This window comes from Neptunicoccus cionae (assembly GCF_014643735.1).
In the GTDB taxonomy this organism is placed as follows: Bacteria; Pseudomonadota; Alphaproteobacteria; order Rhodobacterales; family Rhodobacteraceae; genus Amylibacter; species Amylibacter cionae.
The window spans coordinates 35595-52534 of sequence record NZ_BMKA01000003.1; the positions used below are offsets into that span (position 1 = coordinate 35595).

The 16940-nt window shown below is 56.5% G+C and carries 17 protein-coding genes; 6 read left to right on the forward strand and 11 right to left on the reverse strand.

Annotated elements, in window-relative coordinates:
* The first annotated feature begins 78 nt into the window (after nt 1-78).
* From IEX10_RS20105 to IEX10_RS11005, 4 genes are all read left to right on the forward strand, one after another.
* Nucleotides 79-213, forward strand: coding sequence for a hypothetical protein (locus IEX10_RS20105; protein ID WP_268237044.1), 135 nt, complete (start codon nt 79-81; stop codon nt 211-213).
* Nucleotides 214-247: 34 nt separating this feature from the next.
* Nucleotides 248-1654, forward strand: a complete 1407-nt coding sequence (locus IEX10_RS10995) for a hypothetical protein (protein WP_188674889.1) — start codon at nt 248-250, stop codon at nt 1652-1654.
* A complete protein-coding gene (locus IEX10_RS11000) occupies nt 1654-2574 on the forward strand; it encodes a site-specific tyrosine recombinase XerD (protein WP_188674892.1) in 921 nt (306 codons plus the stop codon). The genes IEX10_RS10995 and IEX10_RS11000 overlap by 1 nt, the downstream gene beginning before the upstream one ends.
* A gap of 121 nt (nt 2575-2695) precedes the next feature.
* Entirely contained in the window at nt 2696-4012 is a 1317-nt protein-coding gene (locus tag IEX10_RS11005) for an HlyC/CorC family transporter (RefSeq protein WP_188674895.1), read from the forward strand.
* 124 nt (nt 4013-4136) lie between these two features.
* Here the strand turns inward: IEX10_RS11005 and IEX10_RS11010 are convergent, their stop codons facing one another.
* Nucleotides 4137-5708: a helicase HerA-like domain-containing protein gene (locus IEX10_RS11010; RefSeq protein WP_188674898.1), complete on the reverse strand. Its 1572-nt coding sequence runs from the start codon at nt 5706-5708 to the stop codon at nt 4137-4139.
* Nucleotides 5709-5946: 238 nt separating this feature from the next.
* Nucleotides 5947-6150 carry a hypothetical protein gene (locus tag IEX10_RS11015; RefSeq protein WP_188674901.1) on the reverse strand — a complete coding sequence of 68 codons (204 nt, stop codon included), beginning with the start codon at nt 6148-6150 and terminating at the stop codon, nt 5947-5949.
* 11 nt (nt 6151-6161) lie between these two features.
* Between IEX10_RS11015 and IEX10_RS11020 the strand changes: the two genes are divergently transcribed.
* Complete coding sequence (locus IEX10_RS11020; RefSeq protein ID WP_188674904.1) at nt 6162-6791, forward strand: invasion associated locus B family protein; 630 nt, start codon at nt 6162-6164, stop codon at nt 6789-6791.
* Nucleotides 6792-6859: 68 nt separating this feature from the next.
* On the opposite strand, the gene IEX10_RS11025 is transcribed toward IEX10_RS11020, so the two are convergent.
* The 4 genes from IEX10_RS11025 to IEX10_RS11040 all read right to left on the reverse strand — a co-directional run bounded on the left by IEX10_RS11025 (nt 6860) and on the right by IEX10_RS11040 (nt 11172).
* Nucleotides 6860-8074 (reverse strand): beta-ketoacyl-[acyl-carrier-protein] synthase family protein, encoded by a 1215-nt coding sequence (locus IEX10_RS11025; protein WP_188674908.1) that lies wholly within the window; start codon nt 8072-8074, stop codon nt 6860-6862.
* 3 nt (nt 8075-8077) lie between these two features.
* Nucleotides 8078-8344, reverse strand: a complete 267-nt coding sequence (locus tag IEX10_RS11030; protein ID WP_188674910.1) for an acyl carrier protein — start codon at nt 8342-8344, stop codon at nt 8078-8080.
* Nucleotides 8345-8380: 36 nt separating this feature from the next.
* Nucleotides 8381-9475, reverse strand: coding sequence for a UDP-3-O-(3-hydroxymyristoyl)glucosamine N-acyltransferase (gene lpxD, locus IEX10_RS11035; protein WP_188674913.1), 1095 nt, complete (start codon nt 9473-9475; stop codon nt 8381-8383).
* An 89-nt stretch (nt 9476-9564) separates the two neighbouring features.
* On the reverse strand, nt 9565-11172 hold the full coding sequence (locus IEX10_RS11040) for a L,D-transpeptidase family protein (RefSeq protein WP_188674916.1): 1608 nt from the start codon (nt 11170-11172) through the stop codon (nt 9565-9567).
* A 318-nt stretch (nt 11173-11490) separates the two neighbouring features.
* Between IEX10_RS11040 and mepK the strand changes: the two genes are divergently transcribed.
* Nucleotides 11491-12063, forward strand: a complete 573-nt coding sequence (gene mepK, locus IEX10_RS11045) for a peptidoglycan L,D-endopeptidase MepK (protein WP_188674919.1) — start codon at nt 11491-11493, stop codon at nt 12061-12063.
* A gap of 151 nt (nt 12064-12214) precedes the next feature.
* On the opposite strand, the gene IEX10_RS11050 is transcribed toward mepK, so the two are convergent.
* The 5 genes from IEX10_RS11050 to IEX10_RS11070 form a co-directional block, all read right to left on the reverse strand.
* Nucleotides 12215-13468 carry a glutamate-5-semialdehyde dehydrogenase gene (locus IEX10_RS11050; RefSeq protein WP_188674922.1) on the reverse strand — a complete coding sequence of 418 codons (1254 nt, stop codon included), beginning with the start codon at nt 13466-13468 and terminating at the stop codon, nt 12215-12217.
* A gap of 26 nt (nt 13469-13494) precedes the next feature.
* Nucleotides 13495-14637: a glutamate 5-kinase gene (gene proB, locus IEX10_RS11055; protein WP_188674925.1), complete on the reverse strand. Its 1143-nt coding sequence runs from the start codon at nt 14635-14637 to the stop codon at nt 13495-13497.
* A complete protein-coding gene (gene obgE / locus IEX10_RS11060; protein ID WP_188674927.1) occupies nt 14625-15656 on the reverse strand; it encodes a GTPase ObgE in 1032 nt (343 codons plus the stop codon). The genes proB and obgE overlap by 13 nt, the downstream gene beginning before the upstream one ends.
* Before the next feature lie 70 nt (nt 15657-15726).
* The gene (locus IEX10_RS11065) at nt 15727-16269 is read right to left on the reverse strand and encodes a GNAT family N-acetyltransferase (protein WP_188674929.1); all 543 of its coding nucleotides are present in this window, start codon (nt 16267-16269) and stop codon (nt 15727-15729) included.
* Nucleotides 16270-16272: 3 nt separating this feature from the next.
* Entirely contained in the window at nt 16273-16872 is a 600-nt protein-coding gene (locus IEX10_RS11070; RefSeq protein WP_188674931.1) for a LysE family translocator, read from the reverse strand.
* Between the last annotated feature and the right edge of the window lie 68 nt (nt 16873-16940).

Consider the following 16940-nt stretch of genomic DNA (forward strand, 5'->3'; position numbering starts at 1 on the left):
TGAGGCCCGATACGGGGTCTTTCTTGATGGCAGCATCAAGGGGTAAAGCAAGAAAAGAAGGCAATAGAGGCAAAATCCATGGGCAGGATCATCCGTTTTCTCATTTTAGTACTGATCCTCGCGTTTCTGGCGGTTTTGGGGTATTCTTTCGTGGGCGATCTTTCCGCCCCCAAAACAGAGGTTACAGTCCCTGTTACGCTTGACGACACATAAGTTCTGTAGCGTCTTATTCCTAAGCTGTGTGCCCTTGTCCGCACTGGCACAGGGGATCGTCGGGGGCATTACCACCGAAGCGATCCGCACAAGCCAGCTTGATACAGTCCAGACCGATGCAGTGGGCATTTTAAGCCCCGAACAGTCCGGCATTCCACAGGAATTCTGGGGCAATAGCGATGTGGCAACGCTCTCCCGTTTGGTGGCACCCTTTCACGAAAGGGCGTTGCCACGGATCAACGCGCTTTGGCAACGGATCGTGCTAAGCGAGGTCAACCCGCCCCGCTACAACTCCAAGAAAGGTGCGTTGTTGCTGGCGCGGGTGGATTATCTGATCAACGCCGGTGCGCTGGAGCAGGCAGAGGCCTTACTGGACCGCGCCGGACAGCATACCCCCGCGTTGTTCCACCGTGCCTTTGATGTGGGATTGCTGGCAGGTCGCGCCCAATCTGCATGTGCTGCGATGCTGCGCAACCCAAGCCTGTCACCGGACCTTAAAGCGCGGGTTTTTTGTCTGGCGCGCGCCAACGATTGGTCCGCTGCCGCATTGACGCTGACCACGGCCAAGGCATTGGGCCAGATCGGCGATGCGGATGAAGAACTACTTGCCCGATTTCTGGATCCGGAGTTGTTCGAGGAAGCCGATGCACCGCCGCCACCTTCCCCGCTGACGGCACTTGATTTCACCCTTCGCGAAGCTCTCGCCCTGCCCCGCAGCGGCCGCGCCCTGCCGCTGGCCTTTCTGCACGGAGACCTTCACAGCCAGACCGGATGGCGCAATCAGGTTCTCGCCACTGAACGGCTGGTGCGTTCCGGTGCGATCCCCCCTGACCGGTTGATCGCGCTTTACCAAGACGGCGAACCGGCGGCGTCGGGCGGGATCTGGGTGCGAATTTCGGCGGTTCAAAAGCTGATCGATGCCATCGACCAAGCGGATGAAGACGCCGTGTCTCTGGCCCTGCCCGAAGCCTATCGCACCTTGCGCACTGTCGGATTGGAGTTTGCGCTGTCTGGTATGGCAGCCGATGAACTGCGCGATATGCAGTTGTCGCCCAAAGCCGCCGCGATCCGCTATCGTCTGTGGTTGATCCAGACCGATTACGCCGATCTGACCTTTGGCTATGAACCGCAGAACAGCACTGAGGCGTTTTTGCAGGCCATCACACAGGGCGACCCGTTGAAGAACCCGAAAAACGACATTGAGGCCGCAATCAAAGCAGCATTTGAAGGCACCACGCTCGATGTTTCAGCGGTAACAGATGCGCGTCAGGGCCGCTTCGGAGAGGCAATCCTGCGCTCTACCACCGACCTGATTGCAGCGCGCTATTCCGATCCGCTGGCGGTGGAGGCTTGTCTGTCAGCCCTTTTGCTGGCCGGTATGGAAGATGACGCCCGCCAGATCGCGCTGGCAGTTCTCTTGCAAAAAGCCGGACAGATTTGATGCAGAACTGGATCGAAACCTTTCTCGAAGCCATGTACGCCGAACATGATGCCTCTGAAAACACGCTCAAAGCCTACGCCGCCGACCTCCGAGAGTTCAGCGCGTTTCTCGCCAGTGCGAACACTGATTTCGCCCGTACAACCCGTGACGATGTGGAAGGGTATCTGATCTCGCTGGACCAGCGTGGCATGGCGCAGGCGACCCGCGCGCGGCGGTTGTCTTCCTTGCGCCAGTTGTTCCGCTTTTCTTTTGAAGAGGGCTGGCGCGAGGATGACCCCGCCACACAAATCCGCGGCCCCCGCAAAAAGCGCCATTTGCCCAAAACCCTGAGCGAGGTAGAAGTGGACAGCTTGCTGGAGGCAGCCCAGACCACGGGGCGCAGCGAAACCGACCGTTTGCGCAACAGCTGTCTGATCCAGCTTCTCTACGCGACCGGAATGCGGGTGAGCGAGCTGGTGTCCCTGCCCGTCGCCGCAGTGCGGGGCAATCCCGAAATGCTGCTGGTGCGGGGTAAGGGCGATAAGGAACGGCTGGTGCCGCTGTCACCGCCTGCGAAAATGGCAGTGGCAGCCTGGTTGAAACGTCGCGACGCAGATGAGGAAACCGCAAGGCTGAAAGGGAAACAACCTTCGCGTTTTTTGTTTCCGTCCAACGGAAAACTGGGGCATCTCACACGCATCCGGTTTTATACATTGGTAAAGGAATTCGCTGTGAACGGCGGTGTTAGCCCTGATGCCGTGACCCCCCACACTCTGCGCCATGCCTTTGCAACCCACCTTTTGGCTGGTGGCGCGGATTTGCGGGTGATCCAGATGTTGCTGGGCCATGCGGATGTGGCCACGACGGAAATCTACACCCATGTTTTGGATGAGAACCTCAAAAAACTGGTGATGGACCATCATCCCCTTGCGGACGAGTAAACTTTCCTGACGCCCCGTTGCAGCCAAACTGACGCGGATGATTGATCCTTCGCCCTATTCCGGTTTATTTGCAGGCAGGGTAAGATCGCAACAACACAGCCTTTTGTAAGGAAAATACCGGATGGATACGGCGCAAACCGCAACCGCTACTATGGATCTCAGCGCGTGGCTGACAATCGGGGGCATCATTTGTCTTCTGGCCATTTCTGCTTTCTTTTCGGGCAGTGAAACCGCTTTGACTGCGGCGTCGCGGGGTAAACTGCATTCTTTGGCGGATCGCGGCTCTGCCGGTGCAAACCGTGCGCTGCGGCTGACAGAAAACTCGGAAAGTCTGATCGGGGCGGTGCTGCTGGGCAATAACCTTGTGAATATCCTTGCAGCTTCACTGGCCACCAGCCTGTTTATGCGTCTGTTCGGGGAAAGTGGTGTCGCCCTTGCCACCTTGATCATGACCGTTCTTGTGTTGGTCTTTGCCGAGGTTCTGCCAAAAACCTACGCGATCCTGCAATCCGAAAAAGCGGCTACGCTTGTGTCTTTGCCAATCACCATTGTTGTCGCTGTGCTGGCACCCATTGTAAATCTGGTGCAACTGATCGTGCGGGGCATTCTGCGGGCGCTGGGCGTGAGTGCCGAAGCCGAAAGCGAAGCCTCCGCCGCGCAGGCAGAGATTGCCGGTACGATTTCTCTGGGTCATGTGGAGGGCACCGTGGACCGCGATGACCGAGACCGTTTGCTCGGCGCACTGGATCTGAAAGACCGCGAGGTTGAGGAAATCATGTTGCACCGCTCCGATATGGAGATGGTCGATGCTTCAAACGCGCCGCAGGATATTATCAATCAATGCCTGACCTCCCCCCACACCCGTCTGCCGGTCTGGCAGGACGATCCAGAAAACATTATCGGTGTACTGCACGCCAAGGATTTGCTGCGGGCGGTCAACAGAATCTTGCGCGGCGAACAGGATGCTGCGCCAAACCTTGACGGGTTCAACGTGCTCGATGTGGCAATGACCCCGTATTTCGTGCCCGAAACTACAACGCTTGACGATCAACTGCGCGAGTTTCTGCGCCGCAAGACCCACTTTGCACTGGTTGTAGACGAATACAGTGCCCTTCAGGGGCTGATCACGCTGGAAGATATTATCGAGGAAATCATTGGCGAGATTTCGGACGAGCACGACGTGGACGACCAGCCAACACCGGAAATCGATACCCTCGGTCATTACCTTATCGACGGTGCGATGACGATCCGCGACCTGAACCGTGCGCTCGACTGGTCCTTGCCTGATGATGAAGCTAACACCGTTGCCGGTCTGGTGATCCACGAAGCGCAGATGATCCCCGAGGCCGGACAGGTGTTTGCCTTTCACGGCTTCCGGTTTGAAATAATAGAGCGTGAGCAGAACAAAATCACCCAGTTGCGGATCAAGCCTCTGTAGAACGTTTACCGAACAATAACGGAACAGGGGTAGAACTTATACGGAACTTATCCGCATATGCCCCACCGAAAGATCCGTTATTCCGGTGGGAGCAGGATTTGGATATTTGAACCAAAAAGAGCTATTAGCGTCCTTTAAACAGGCTGCCGAGGATGCCCCGCACCAGTGTTTGACCGGTCTTGGTGCCAAGCTGCCTTGCCAGCGATTTGGCGAAGGTTGTTCCAACACTGTCACTGCGGGAACTGCGTTTGCTGGTACCCTTACTGCGGCTTGATCCGCCGTCATAACGACGCGCACGCTGGAATTCACGGGCGCGCTCTGCCTCGGCTTCTTCCGCATCTTCGGCCTGTTGTTCAGCCTGTTCCAGCTTTTCCGCCTCCGCTGCAGCATCCGCGGCCCGTTTGCGCAGGATTTCAAAAGCGCTTTCGCGATCCACGACGGCCTCATAGAGGCCGGCCACAGGGGATTGCGCGATCACCGACGTGCGCTCCGGCGCCGAGATCGGACCAAGCTGCGAAGATGGTGGCCGGATCAGAGTGCGCTCCACCACAGAGGGCATACCTTTTTTCTCCAGCGTGGAGACCAGCGCCTCGCCGACACCGACCTGTGTGATCGCCTCGCGGGTATCAAAGGCGGGATTGGCGCGGAATGTTTCGGCCGCAAGCCGCAGCGCTTTCTGGTCCTTCGGCGTAAAGGCCCGCAGCGCGTGTTGTATCCGGTTTCCTAACTGGCCAAGAATATCATCCGGCACATCCGCCGGATTTTGCGTCACGAAGTAAACGCCAACCCCTTTGGAACGGATCAATCGCGCCACCTGTTCCACCTTATCCAGCAAGGCCTTTGGGGCATCGTCAAACAGCAAATGTGCCTCGTCAAAGAAGAACACCAACTTGGGTTTGTCAGGATCACCCACTTCGGGCAGGGTTTCAAACAGCTCGGACAGCATCCACAACAGAAAAGTCGCATAGAGCCGCGGGGATTGCATCAGCTTGTCAGCGGCAAGGATATTGATCCGGCCCTGCCCGCCCTGTGTGGTGGAAATCATGTGATTGAGATCAAGCGCAGGTTCGCCGAAAAACGCATCTGCTCCCTGATTTTCCAGCACCAGTAACCGCCGCTGGATCGCACCAATCGAACTGCGCGCCACGTTGCCGTATTCCAGCGAAACCGCGTCGTCGTTTTCCCCCAACCAGACCAGCATCGCCCGCAGGTCTTTCATATCCAGCAGCGCCAGCCCCTGTTCATCCGCCACATGGAACGCAATGTTCAGCACGCCTTCCTGCGCATCGGTCAGTTCCATCAAACGCGAGAGCAGCAGCGGACCCATTTCCGAAATTGTTGTGCGCACGGGATGCCCCTGCTCCCCGAACAGATCCCAGAAGGTGACGGGGAAAGCATCGTAACCATAATCGTCAAAACCGATCTTTTCCGCACGGCTGGTGAAGGCTTCATGCAGTTTGAAATCCGGCGATCCGGCATGGGCGAGCCCGGAAAGATCCCCTTTTACGTCTGACAAAATTACCGGCACACCGGCCTTGGAGAAGCTTTCGGCCAGAATTTGCAGCGTTACGGTTTTGCCCGTCCCTGTGGCCCCTGCGATCAGCCCGTGCCGGTTCGCGTATTTCAGGATGAGAGATTGGGGATCTGCATAGTTGGGGCCGCCGCCACCAATAAAGAGGGAATTTGCGTCGTCCATATGGTAAGCTCCTGAGTGTTTGGCGAAAGAATACCCCATAATTCCACAGGTGCCACTGAAGAATCCGCCGCATTATTTTACCAAATGGTCAAGGGCGTTAAGATTAGTATATCCCTAATAAGTTACAAAGCTCACAAAGCAAGCCACTGTTGACGCGGGGAAAATTCTGTCTTAGCGTGCCCCTACAAATGTTCGGCTAGTCCGACGGGGAGAACTGCAAACGCAGAATTGAAGGCGCTTAGGAGAATACTCCAAGCGTCTTCTTCGCGTTTTGGGTGCTGGATTTTTCGGGAATTAAACCACATATAAACGCAGAAATTTCCACCTTACTGCCGGGGCTGAAAAAGACTTCGAAATGGGCAAAGCCCCGCACATCACAAAATTTTTCCTGACATTCCGACCAAATCGTTTTATGTAACCCAAAATGAATTGAAACAGCCAAGAGGCATCCTGATGAAGACTACTCTGATCCCCTTTGCACTGGCCGCTTTTCTGGCCGCCCCGGTGGCCTACGCGCAGGAAACAACCGCTGAAACAGATACAGCGCAAACCCAGAGCGAAGCACCCGCTGCACAAGAAAACTCCGCAACCGACAACGAATATAAGGTTGCCGATGAGAACGCTGCACCCGAAGAAGGTCAGGGCTATCTGCGTGAAGAGCACGGCGAATGGCAGGTGCGTTGCATCAAAGCGGTTGCGGACGAAGCAGAAGAATGCCGCCTGTTTAACCTGCTGAAAGACGAGGATGGCAACACCATTGCGCAACTGGATATGCAGGCCCTTCCTAAGGGTGGCAAAGCTGTTGCGGGCGTTGATCTGGCGACACCGCTCGGGTCTTTGCTGACCGCGCAGGTTGTAATGAAAGTCGATTCTGCCAAGGCGAAACGCTATCCTTACACTTGGTGTGATAACCTAGGTTGTTATGCTCGTTTCGGCATGACCGCTGGCGAAATTAGCGCGATGAAAGCCGGCAACAATGCTGTCGTGACGATTGCTTCCGTGACCGCCCCGGACCAGCCGCTTGGGCTTGACCTGTCGCTGAGCGGGTTCACCGCTGCGTGGAATGCTATCGCACCGAAGTAAGATTTCACATGATTTGCAGAATTAGAAAAACCCGCTTCGGCGGGTTTTTTGTTGTCATACAGAATGCTTCAGGAAAAACGCTTAAGGGCGAGCACAGCATTTAATCCGCCAAAGGCAAAGGCGTTGCTGATTGCGACCTCTACCCTTTGGTCCCGTGCCTGATTGGTGACGATATCCAAATCACACTCCGGATCGGGTGTATCGTAGTTCACAGTCGGGGCAAGAACACCGTCTTTCACCGCCGCTATGCAGGGCAGCAGCTCTACAGCACCGGTGCCGCCCATGATGTGGCCGTGCATGGATTTGGTGGAGGAAACGGCAACAGTCTCTGCCGCAGGGCCGAGCGCTGTGCGCAGGGCTGCGATTTCGGTCCGGTCGTTCACCGCCGTAGCTGTGCCATGCGCATTCACATATCCCACTTGCGCCGCAGACAGCCCACCATCTGCCAACGCACCGCTAATAGCTCGCGCCGCGCCGTCCTTATTGGGGACGACAATGTCACCGGCATCAGCTGTCATCGAAAAGCCTGCCACTTCGGCCAGAATGTTCGCTCCACGGGCGCGGGCATGTTCCAGTTCCTCAAACACAAACACCGCAGCCCCCTCGCCCTGCACCATACCGTTGCGTGTGGCACAAAACGGACGGCAGCCGTCAGAAGACATGACACGCAACCCTTCCCAAGCCTTCAGCCCCCCAAAGCAAAGCATGGAATCGCTGCCCCCCGTCAGCATCACATCCGCCGAACCGCCGCGTATCGCATGGAACGCCTGCCCCATCGCATGATTGGACGACGCACAGGCGGTGGCGATGGTATAACACGCCCCGCGCAGCCCAAAGATCATCGACAGCTGGCTTGATCCGGCGTTCATCATCAAACGCGGCACAACAAAGGGGTGAACGCGGTTCTTACCTTCTTCATAGACCAGACGGTAATTTTCATCCTGCGTCTGCAACCCGCCACCGGCAGAACCAAGCACGACACCGCTGCGCAAAGACAGCGCTTCGTCAAAATCCAAACCTGATTGGGCCACCGCTTCACGGGCGGACAGCACGGCAAACTGGGTAAAGGGATCAAACAGTGCCAGTTCGGAACGGGAGAAATGGGCGGCTGGGTCGTAACCCTTGATCTGCCCGCCAATCCCGACTGACAAGCGGTCCGCATTGGGGAACTCCAGCGGGGCAATGGCGCAGACGCCTTCCATCATTGCCGATACGGTCGCCTTGGCGGATTGCCCCAGCGCGGAAATCGCGCCCTGACCGGTGATCACAACGCGACGGCTCACGGGTTATCCTGTCGCTTTCTGCTCTGCGATCAGCTGATTGACTGCAGCTGTAATCGCGCCAACCGAAGACACATCAAAAGCCGAGGCTTGCGGATCATTGGCGTTGAAAGGGACTTCGATGGAGAAGGTTTCTTCAATGGCGAAAATCACCTCAACCACCCCCATACTGTCGATTCCGATGTCCTCCAGACTGGCATCGACAGCGATATCAGAAGGGGACAGCAAAGCCTGTTCGGCCAGAATTTCACGTATCTTTTCACTGACGGACATGGTGCCCTCTTCTCGCCTACGAACTTGGCCCTTTGATTACCCAGTTTCGTCCGTTTTGAAAACAGTCTTTTCCAGACGGGCGACCTTGGCCATCAAGCGGGGCAAACGGCGCAGGGCCTTATAAGATTCAATATTGAGGTCCATTTTCATTGCCGGATTGCCCATCATCAAACGCCCGGAAGGCACGTTACTGGAAATACCGGACTTACCGGCTGCAATAACGTCAGACCCGATCGTGATGTGATCTGCAACGCCAACCTGCCCCCCAAGCACAACGCGGTCGCCGATCTTGGTGCTGCCAGCCACGCCGACCTGCCCGCACAGCAGACAGTTTTGACCCACGCTGACGTTATGACCGACATGCACCAGATTATCGAGCTTGGTGCCGTCGCCGATCACCGTATTGGCAATCGTTCCCCGATCCACGGTCGCATTCGCCCCTACCTCTACCCGATCGCCAAGAACCACCGAGCCGAGCGAATTTATCCGTGCAAAGCCTTCGGTCTGGCTCGCTTGCGTGATCTGCCCAGTCGCGCGGGCTTCTTCCACTGCGCCCGGTTTCGGGGTGACATAGGAAAACCCGTCCACACCAATTGCCGCCCCTTGCTGAGCGTAAAACCTGTCACCGATCACCACCCGCGCGCCGATATGTGCACCCTGATAGATCGTGGCGTCATCCCCGATCCGTGCGTCCCGACCGATGGACACATGGCTGGCGATCCGCGCGTTCTGGCCAATGACTGCCCCGGCGCCAATGACCACGAATGGCCCGACAGAGGCGTTTTCGCCCACCTGCGCGGTTGGATCTATGATGGACGAGGGGTGAATACCTTCGGGGATGTCAGGCGCATGTTCAAACACCCGTGTCACGCCGGACAACACATAGCGCGAGCGTGGTGCAAAGATCGCGGCTTTCAGCCCCAAACCCTGCCAATCCGCCCCGTCCCACAGGATCGCGGCTTGGGCGTTTCCGGCCTGCAACGGTTCGGCGTAGCTTGGCTCCATCGCGAGCGCGAGTTGGTCCACTTGCGCGTTGGCCGGTTCAGCCACAGACGCCACCTTAAGGGCTGTGTCCCCCACAGCCACTGCTCCGAGTTCCGATGCGATCTGTTCAATAGTGAATCTGGCCACGTTGCCCCCGATATGTTCGTAAAGTTGTCGTCCTTAAACGAAAACGGGCGCCCGTTCCGGCGCCCGAAATTCCGAAATCTGTGGCGGTTCTAGCCTTGAACGGGGTCCAAGGCTACCCCGGCTTTGCTTAGCGCATCAAAGATGGTTTTGTCGCGGCCGTAAATGTCGTTGCGATAGTTCATCTTGCCAGTTTCACCCTGAAAGGCCGTCCGGTAATCCAGATAAACCGGCACCGGTGTTTCGAGGTTCACATACTGCTCCCGTCCGGTGTCCAGCCAGGAATGGAAGGCACCTTGTGGATTTGCTGTCTGACGTTCCAACAGTTTGTACGCGAAATCAAACGGCTTTTCGACACGTACACAACCATGGCTGAACGCCCGCACATCGCGGTTGAACAGGCTTTTGGATGGCGTGTCATGCAGGTAGATGTTGTATTTGTTCGGGAACATGAATTTCACCAACCCCAAGGCGTTCCGTTTGGACGGACGCTGCTTGATATTGTATGGGAAATTCCGCGCGTTATAGCGAGAGTAATTCACGTTATAAGGGTTCACGGTACGCCCGTTACGCCCCACGATCACCATATTCCGACGCGCCAAAAAGCCAGGATCTTTCTTCAGCAGCGGCAAATATTCTTTACCCGTGATGGAACGGGGAACGTGCCAAGTGGGGTTCACTACCATATGGGTCATTTCGTCGTGAAATTCCGGCGTACGATCCTTAGAGACCTTGCCAATCACAGTGTTTGACGAAAACGATACACGGTTATTGTCGTAGAGGTTAAAGCTGAAGTTCGCGAGGTTCACCACGATGTGGCGGCGGCCCCGTTCACGGTTCATCCAGCGTTCCCGCTCAAGATTGACGAGAACCTGTTTCAGGCGGGACTTAACCGGCGTGTTCAACACCTTCAGCGTTCCTGGACCGACAACGCCATCAACCTTGATGCCGTATTCCTCCTGAAAGGCTTTGACCGCGCTTATAACAGTCTCGTCATAGGCTGGATCAACCCCAAGGTCGCCGTACCCCATGCGGGACAGACGGGACCGCAGCGCAATCACATGTTTGCTCGACGTGCCGGGTTTCATTGTGACAGAAGGCACCGGATCTCCGAAACCGCCCTGCCCGATCAAACGCTCCAATCGCGTTTTTTCGTTCAGAAGATGGGTATACTCGGGATGCTTAGGCACCAATGCGCGGAAGAAACCGGATGGCGAGCTTTTGGCAATTGCCTCCAGCAACGCCAGTTCGGACCGGCGCGGCGGCTTCACCGCAATCTCGCGGTCGATCTTAATGGGTTCCAGAACGCCCGATGACAAATCCTGCGTGTAATCAAGAAAAATGCGGGTCGCCATAATCTCGGTTTTTGATCCGTCACCCTCGCGGGCTTTGCGCAACGCCGCTTCCAGTTCTGCGATCCGGTACTTCGCCGCGGGAAGTCCCTGCTCAGGAGAATTGCGAAGCGCATCAATGAGAGCGCTGGCACGGGGGGCGTTTTCGGTGCCAACCCAAAGCGGTTCATAGTTGCGGTTGAGATAGAACTGACGGGCATCCGCTGCGATGGATGTGTCCCCGAGAATTGCGGCGGAGAGGTCAACTTTGGTGGTGTTGGCCAGAACCGACGATCCGGTTAGCCCCCCTGCCAATGTGATTGCGGCTGCGGTTGCGACCCCAAATAATCTGGTACGAAAAAAATACATTAATCCCTCTTTAACACTGTCGGTTCCTTAATTCCCTTTTACCCTAAACGCTTACACAGGCCTAGTTTAAACGGGGTTGTGACTGATTATTGCCCAAATCGCTGTTTATCTATCACGCTAAAGCTGGGTGATGTGTGATGCGCGTCACGCATTGTGAAGAAGTAGACAGGTTTGGTTGGGATAAGCAGGAAAACGCTCATCCAAAATCTTGAACTTGGCGGTCGAATCGGAATGTGCAATAAAACGTCATCAAACGTTACCGGGACACTAATGAGCCACGACAAAGTGTGGCCGCAGAGACGAGACAGAGAATTATCTATGATGGGCACCTCCACCGATATCTTATCGCGCCGCAAACTGCTGGGCGCTTTCGCAGCAGTCGCAATGATTCCAGCCGCACCGCATTTCGCCAAGGCTGCCAGCTACAACAAAGGTGCTGGCAACATTCGCAAAGTGAACCTGCGGAACCAACGGACTGGTGAATCGCTGAACACGATTTACTGGATTGAAGGCAAATACGTTGAACCGGCGCTGGAAGAGATCAACTACTTCATGCGCGACTGGCGTCAAAACGCGGTTCGCAACATGGATCGCCGCAATGTAGACCTGATCGCCGCGACCCATAACCTTTTGCAAACTGACGAACCGTTCCTTGTTCTGTCCGGTTATCGCACGGCACGCACCAATAACATGCTGCGCGGTCGTTCTCGCGGTGTTGCGAAGTCCAGCTATCACATCAAGGGTATGGCTGCGGACCTTCGTCTCGGCTCCCGTTCTGTTTCGCAGATTTCCAAAGCCGGTCTCGCCTGCAATGCAGGGGGCGTTGGAAAATACTATCGCTCGAACTTTGTCCATCTGGATTGCGGTCCCGTTCGCACTTGGGGCGGTTAATATTGCGTTTCTAATAGGTTAACGCGCGAGGTTCACAAAAGTTCCCGTAAAGATGCAAAAAAACCCGCACAAGCGGGTTTTTTATTTCCGATTTTTAGATGCTCAAGGTAATCCGCGTAAGTGTCTGATTGCACGCATTAAAATCGAGAAGTTAAGCGCGTATAGTTCCGTTGCCCCGCACCAGATATTTGAAACTGGTCAGCTGTTCAGCCCCAACCGGCCCACGTGCGTGCATTTTCCCTGTGGCGATACCGATCTCCGCCCCCATGCCAAATTCCCCACCATCGGCAAACTGGGTAGAGGCGTTGTGCATCAGGATCGCACTGTCGAGCCGTGAGAAGAATCGCTGCACCGGAACCTCTGACTCGGCCATGATGCAGTCGGTGTGATTGGACCCGTATTTCTGGATATGGTCAATCGCCCCATCCACACCATCCACCAGTTTGGCAGCAATGATCATGTCGAGAAACTCGTGCCCGAAGTCATCGGCACTGGCAGCCGATACGCCGGAGATACCCTGCAAACCGGCGTCAGCCCGCACATCCACACCTGCCTTCAACAGATCCTCAACAAACGGGGCGCCGTGCGTTTCAAAGAAAGCGCGGTCCACCAACAGACATTCAGCCGAACCACAAATTCCGGTGCGGCGGGTTTTCGCATTTAAAACGACAGCGCGAGTTTTCTCAACATCGGCACTGGCATCCACGTAGATATGGCAAATGCCTTCGAGGTGCGCAAAAACTGGCACGCGGGCGTCCGCCTGCACCCGACCAACCAGCCCCTTACCACCGCGGGGTACAATGACGTCAATGTAATCGGTCATTGTTAACATTTCCCCAACAGCCGCACGATCCCGCGTTGGGACCAGCTGAATCGCTGCTTCTGGCAGACCCGCCGCAGAAAGTCCGGCTTTCAGGCATTCATGGATCAGCGCAGAGGAATGAAAGCTCTCAGAGCCCCCCCGAAGGATGGCAGCATTGCCCGCTTTCAGGCACAGCGCACCGGCATCGGCTGTCACGTTCGGACGGCTTTCATAGATCACGCCGATCACGCCCAGCGGTGTGCGCACCCGTTCAATCCGCAACCCTGTCGGCTGGGTCCATTCGGCAAGCACCTTGCCCACGGGATCATCCTGCGCAGCCACGGAACGCACACCGTCCGCCATTGCGCAGATGCGATCTTCGTCCAGCATCAAACGGTCCATCATCGCAGGCGACAGGCCTTTTTCACGACCGAAATCCAGATCCTTTTCGTTCGCAGCGATAATATCCGGCATCCGTTCAAGCATGGCATCCGCCGCCTTGGTCAGGGCGGTTTCTTTCTGTGCTGGCGTTGCATAGGCCAGTTCTTTACTGGCTGCCTTGGCGTCTGCGCCAATGCGCTGCATTTCTGCCTGAATATCCATCTCGTCCCTCGACTCTTCCCAAATTCCTAGATCACCATATCGTCACGGTGGATCAATGCCGCGCGGCCAGCATAGCCAAGCACTCCGGAAATTTCGGCGCTTTGACAGCCGGAAATAGCCATGGATTCACTTGAATTGTAACTTATAAGTCCACGTGCACATTCATTATTTTCCGCATCCGCTATGCGCACGGGGTCGCCGCGCTCAAACGTGCCTGTTACTGATACAACGCCAGCAGACAGCAACGATTTACCTGATTTCAGGGCCGCCACAGCACCGGCGTCCACCACAATGGTCCCGCGCGGCTTCATGCCTGCAATCCATTGCTTGCGTGCCGCTTGCGGGTTTGTTGCCGCCAGAAACCACGAACTGGCTGTACCGTTCTGCAGGGCCGCGAGCGGTTCGTGCTGGTTGCCTTCCATGATGGCCATGGCACACCCCGCCCGCATGGCGGTTTTGGCTGCCATCAGTTTGGTTTTCATCCCACCTTTGGCCGCAGCCGTGCCCGCATCGCCCGCCATCGCTTCCAGTTCGGGGGTGATTTCGGTCACCGTCTCAAACTTCTGCGCGTTCGGGTCGGTTTTCGGATTAGCGGAATAGAAACCGTCCACGTCCGACAACAAAACCAGCACATCTGCCCCCGCCATCGAAGCTACTTGCGCGGCCAGCCGGTCATTGTCGCCAAAGCGGATTTCGTCCGTCGCGACCGTGTCGTTTTCATTTACAATAGGTACGACGCCATGGCTAAGCAGTGCCCCGAAAGTAGCTCGGGAATTGAGATACCGCCGCCGGTTCGCGCTGTCATCCAGCGTCAGCAGAACCTGCGCCGTGTTGATGCCGTACGGCGCAAGGATTTCTTCATAGGCACGGGCCAGACGTATCTGCCCCACCGCCGCCGCAGCCTGTGCCTGATCGAGCGGCAAAGCCCCGTCCGGCAGGCCAAGCACCCGCCGTCCGAGCGCAATTGAACCGGAGCTGACCACGACAACGTCTCGGCCCTGTTGTTTTTGGGCGGCAATATCCTTGGCGAGCGACTTCAACCAGTCCAGTCGAAGCTGGCCGGATTCGGCATCTACCAACAATGCCGAGCCGATTTTGATCACCACCCGCTGTGCTGTCTGCAACGGGTTATCTGCGCGCAGGTCCGACACGGTTTCTACGGACGCCATCCGGTGTCCTCCGGTGCCGCCTCCGCTTTGTTCCGAGTGATGATTTGCGCCCGCACAGCCCGCAGAACTTCGGTCAGACCTTCGCGGGCCACACCCGAAATTTGCAGAACCTCGCCGCCGGTCGCCTGTTCCAGCGCATTGTGCTTTTCGGCCTGCTCCACATCATCAAGCGCGTCAATCTTGTTGAGCGCGGTAACACGGGGTTTGTGGGCCAGCTCCCCGCCGTATTGTTCCAACTCGTTGATAATGGTGTGATAATCGCCGACTACATCTTCGGATGTACCGTCGATCAGATGCAGCAGAACGGCGCAGCGTTCAACGTGGCCAAGGAACCGGTCGCCGATGCCTTTGCCTTCATGAGCGCCAGCGATCAGGCCCGGAATATCCGCGATCACAAATTCCGCGTTATCAACACCCACCACACCAAGATTGGGGTGCAGCGTGGTAAACGGATAGTCTGCGATCTTGGGACGCGCATTGGATGTCGCCGCAAGGAAAGTTGATTTTCCCGCGTTCGGCAGGCCGAGAAGCCCAGCATCCGCAATCAGTTTCAAGCGCAGCCAAACCGTGCGTTCCACAATTGGCTGGCCGGAGTTCGCACGTCGTGGTGCCTGATTGGTCGAGGATTTGAAGTGCAGGTTGCCAAAGCCGCCGTTACCGCCTGCCGCAAGCAGAACCCGTTGGCCCACTTCCGTCAGATCCGCGATTACGGTCTCTTCGTCTTCTTCCAGAATCTCTGTGCCAACAGGAACGCGCAGGACCGAATCTTCACCGTCTTTACCGGAACGCTGCTTGCCCATACCGGGGCGGCCGTTCTGTGCAAAGAAATGCTGCTGGTAGCGAAAGTCGATGAGGGTGTTCAGCCCCTCGACCGCCTCGGCCCAGACATCACCGCCCTGCCCGCCGTTGCCCCCGTCCGGTCCGCCGTATTCTTCATGGGCGGCACGGCGAAAGGACACGCAGCCATTGCCGCCTGCGCCGGATTTCAGATGTACTTTGGCGAGATCGAGGAATTTCATTGTCTCTGGCTTTCTGTCATGTTGCGCCACGGATATATCAAGGAATGATGCGGCTCAACCCGACTGTTGTCTAATCTTTAAGCCGCAGCACATAATCCCATGTATTCACCATACCGTTACGGGCAAGGCAAAACACTTCGCTTTCACCAATAAGGGCAAAACCTGAATTGGTAACAACCTTGGCCGAGGCCGGATTGTCCTGAAAGATGCTGGCAACCATCGAGACATCGTCCATAGGGTTGGCCGCGACCAGCGCGTTGAGCGCCTCGCTCGCCAGTCCGGTGTTCCAGTACTGCGGCGCGATCCAGTAGCTGACTTCGGATTGTCCTTCTGTCACCTGTTCCAGTTCCATCAGCCCAAGCAGCTCGCCCGCGTCTTGATTGGTCCCGTCAATCGCCCATACCTTTTCGGCACTGTCAGCTTTGCTAACCCGATCCAGAAACAGCGAAACTGCGCCCGGTGGCAAAGGATGCGGAATATTGCGGGTCATGCGGGCCAGCCGCTCGTCCCCGACGTAAAGCTCGATTAACCCCAGATCGGACGGACGCACAGGCCGCAGTGTAAACCGCCCTGCCGGAATGACCATCTGGCCGGAAATTTCAGACTGTATCATGGATCAACCTCCCTGAACCAAAACAAATAACACACTTAATACTGTAAGCGCAGCAAGCGCCCACATAAGCCAACGCTCCGCAGGTTTCCCTGCAACAGTCGCCGCCAGTCTGTCTCCCCCCCAACACCACAGCGGGTGCAGGACAAGCTGACAGGCAAACAGACAGGCCGCAATTATGGCGGTCGCCTGTAACGTTGGTGTGCCGGGGTCCACGAAATTTGTGAAACCGGCGGTAATCATTGCCCATGCCTTGGGGTTTAGCGGATGAACTACCAACCCCGCAGCAAAACCGGGCGCATCGTCATCGGCCCGTCCGGGCGAGAGCTTCAGGTTTGCAACCTTCCACGCCAGCCAGAAGATATAGGCCGCAGAGGCAAATTTCAGGATGGTGAACAACCAGGGCACCTGTGTCGCAAGGCCCATCAATCCAAAGCCGATAGGCCAGATGATCAACTGCTTGCCAAAGGCCACACCGGCGACAAATCCCAGAGAATTGCGCAACCCGTAGCGCGCCCCCGTCGCCAGCAACGCCATGTTTGCCGGACCCGGTGTGCCTACCTGACTGGCAGCGAAAGCCAGAAATGTTGCAGTTGCAACGCCCATTAAAAATTACCTTTAGAAACGAAAAAGGGCCGGTTTTTCAACCGACCCCTAGAATATTTAAATTCCGA

What these genes read in the sequence shown, in the direction of transcription:
- IEX10_RS20105 (WP_268237044.1), top strand. Translation starts at nt 79, where the DNA reads ATGGGCAGGATCATCCGTTTTCTCATTTTAGTACTGATCCTCGCGTTT.
- IEX10_RS11000 (WP_188674892.1), top strand. Translation starts at nt 1,654, where the DNA reads ATGCAGAACTGGATCGAAACCTTTCTCGAAGCCATGTACGCCGAACAT.
- IEX10_RS11005 (WP_188674895.1), top strand. Translation starts at nt 2,696, where the DNA reads ATGGATACGGCGCAAACCGCAACCGCTACTATGGATCTCAGCGCGTGG.
- IEX10_RS11010 (WP_188674898.1), bottom strand. Translation starts at nt 5,708, where the DNA reads ATGGACGACGCAAATTCCCTCTTTATTGGTGGCGGCGGCCCCAACTAT.
- IEX10_RS11020 (WP_188674904.1), top strand. Translation starts at nt 6,162, where the DNA reads ATGAAGACTACTCTGATCCCCTTTGCACTGGCCGCTTTTCTGGCCGCC.
- IEX10_RS11030 (WP_188674910.1), bottom strand. Translation starts at nt 8,344, where the DNA reads ATGTCCGTCAGTGAAAAGATACGTGAAATTCTGGCCGAACAGGCTTTG.
- IEX10_RS11040 (WP_188674916.1), bottom strand. Translation starts at nt 11,172, where the DNA reads ATGTATTTTTTTCGTACCAGATTATTTGGGGTCGCAACCGCAGCCGCA.
- mepK (WP_188674919.1), top strand. Translation starts at nt 11,491, where the DNA reads ATGATGGGCACCTCCACCGATATCTTATCGCGCCGCAAACTGCTGGGC.
- IEX10_RS11050 (WP_188674922.1), bottom strand. Translation starts at nt 13,468, where the DNA reads ATGGATATTCAGGCAGAAATGCAGCGCATTGGCGCAGACGCCAAGGCA.
- proB (WP_188674925.1), bottom strand. Translation starts at nt 14,637, where the DNA reads ATGGCGTCCGTAGAAACCGTGTCGGACCTGCGCGCAGATAACCCGTTG.
- obgE (WP_188674927.1), bottom strand. Translation starts at nt 15,656, where the DNA reads ATGAAATTCCTCGATCTCGCCAAAGTACATCTGAAATCCGGCGCAGGC.
- IEX10_RS11065 (WP_188674929.1), bottom strand. Translation starts at nt 16,269, where the DNA reads ATGATACAGTCTGAAATTTCCGGCCAGATGGTCATTCCGGCAGGGCGG.
- IEX10_RS11070 (WP_188674931.1), bottom strand. Translation starts at nt 16,872, where the DNA reads ATGGGCGTTGCAACTGCAACATTTCTGGCTTTCGCTGCCAGTCAGGTA.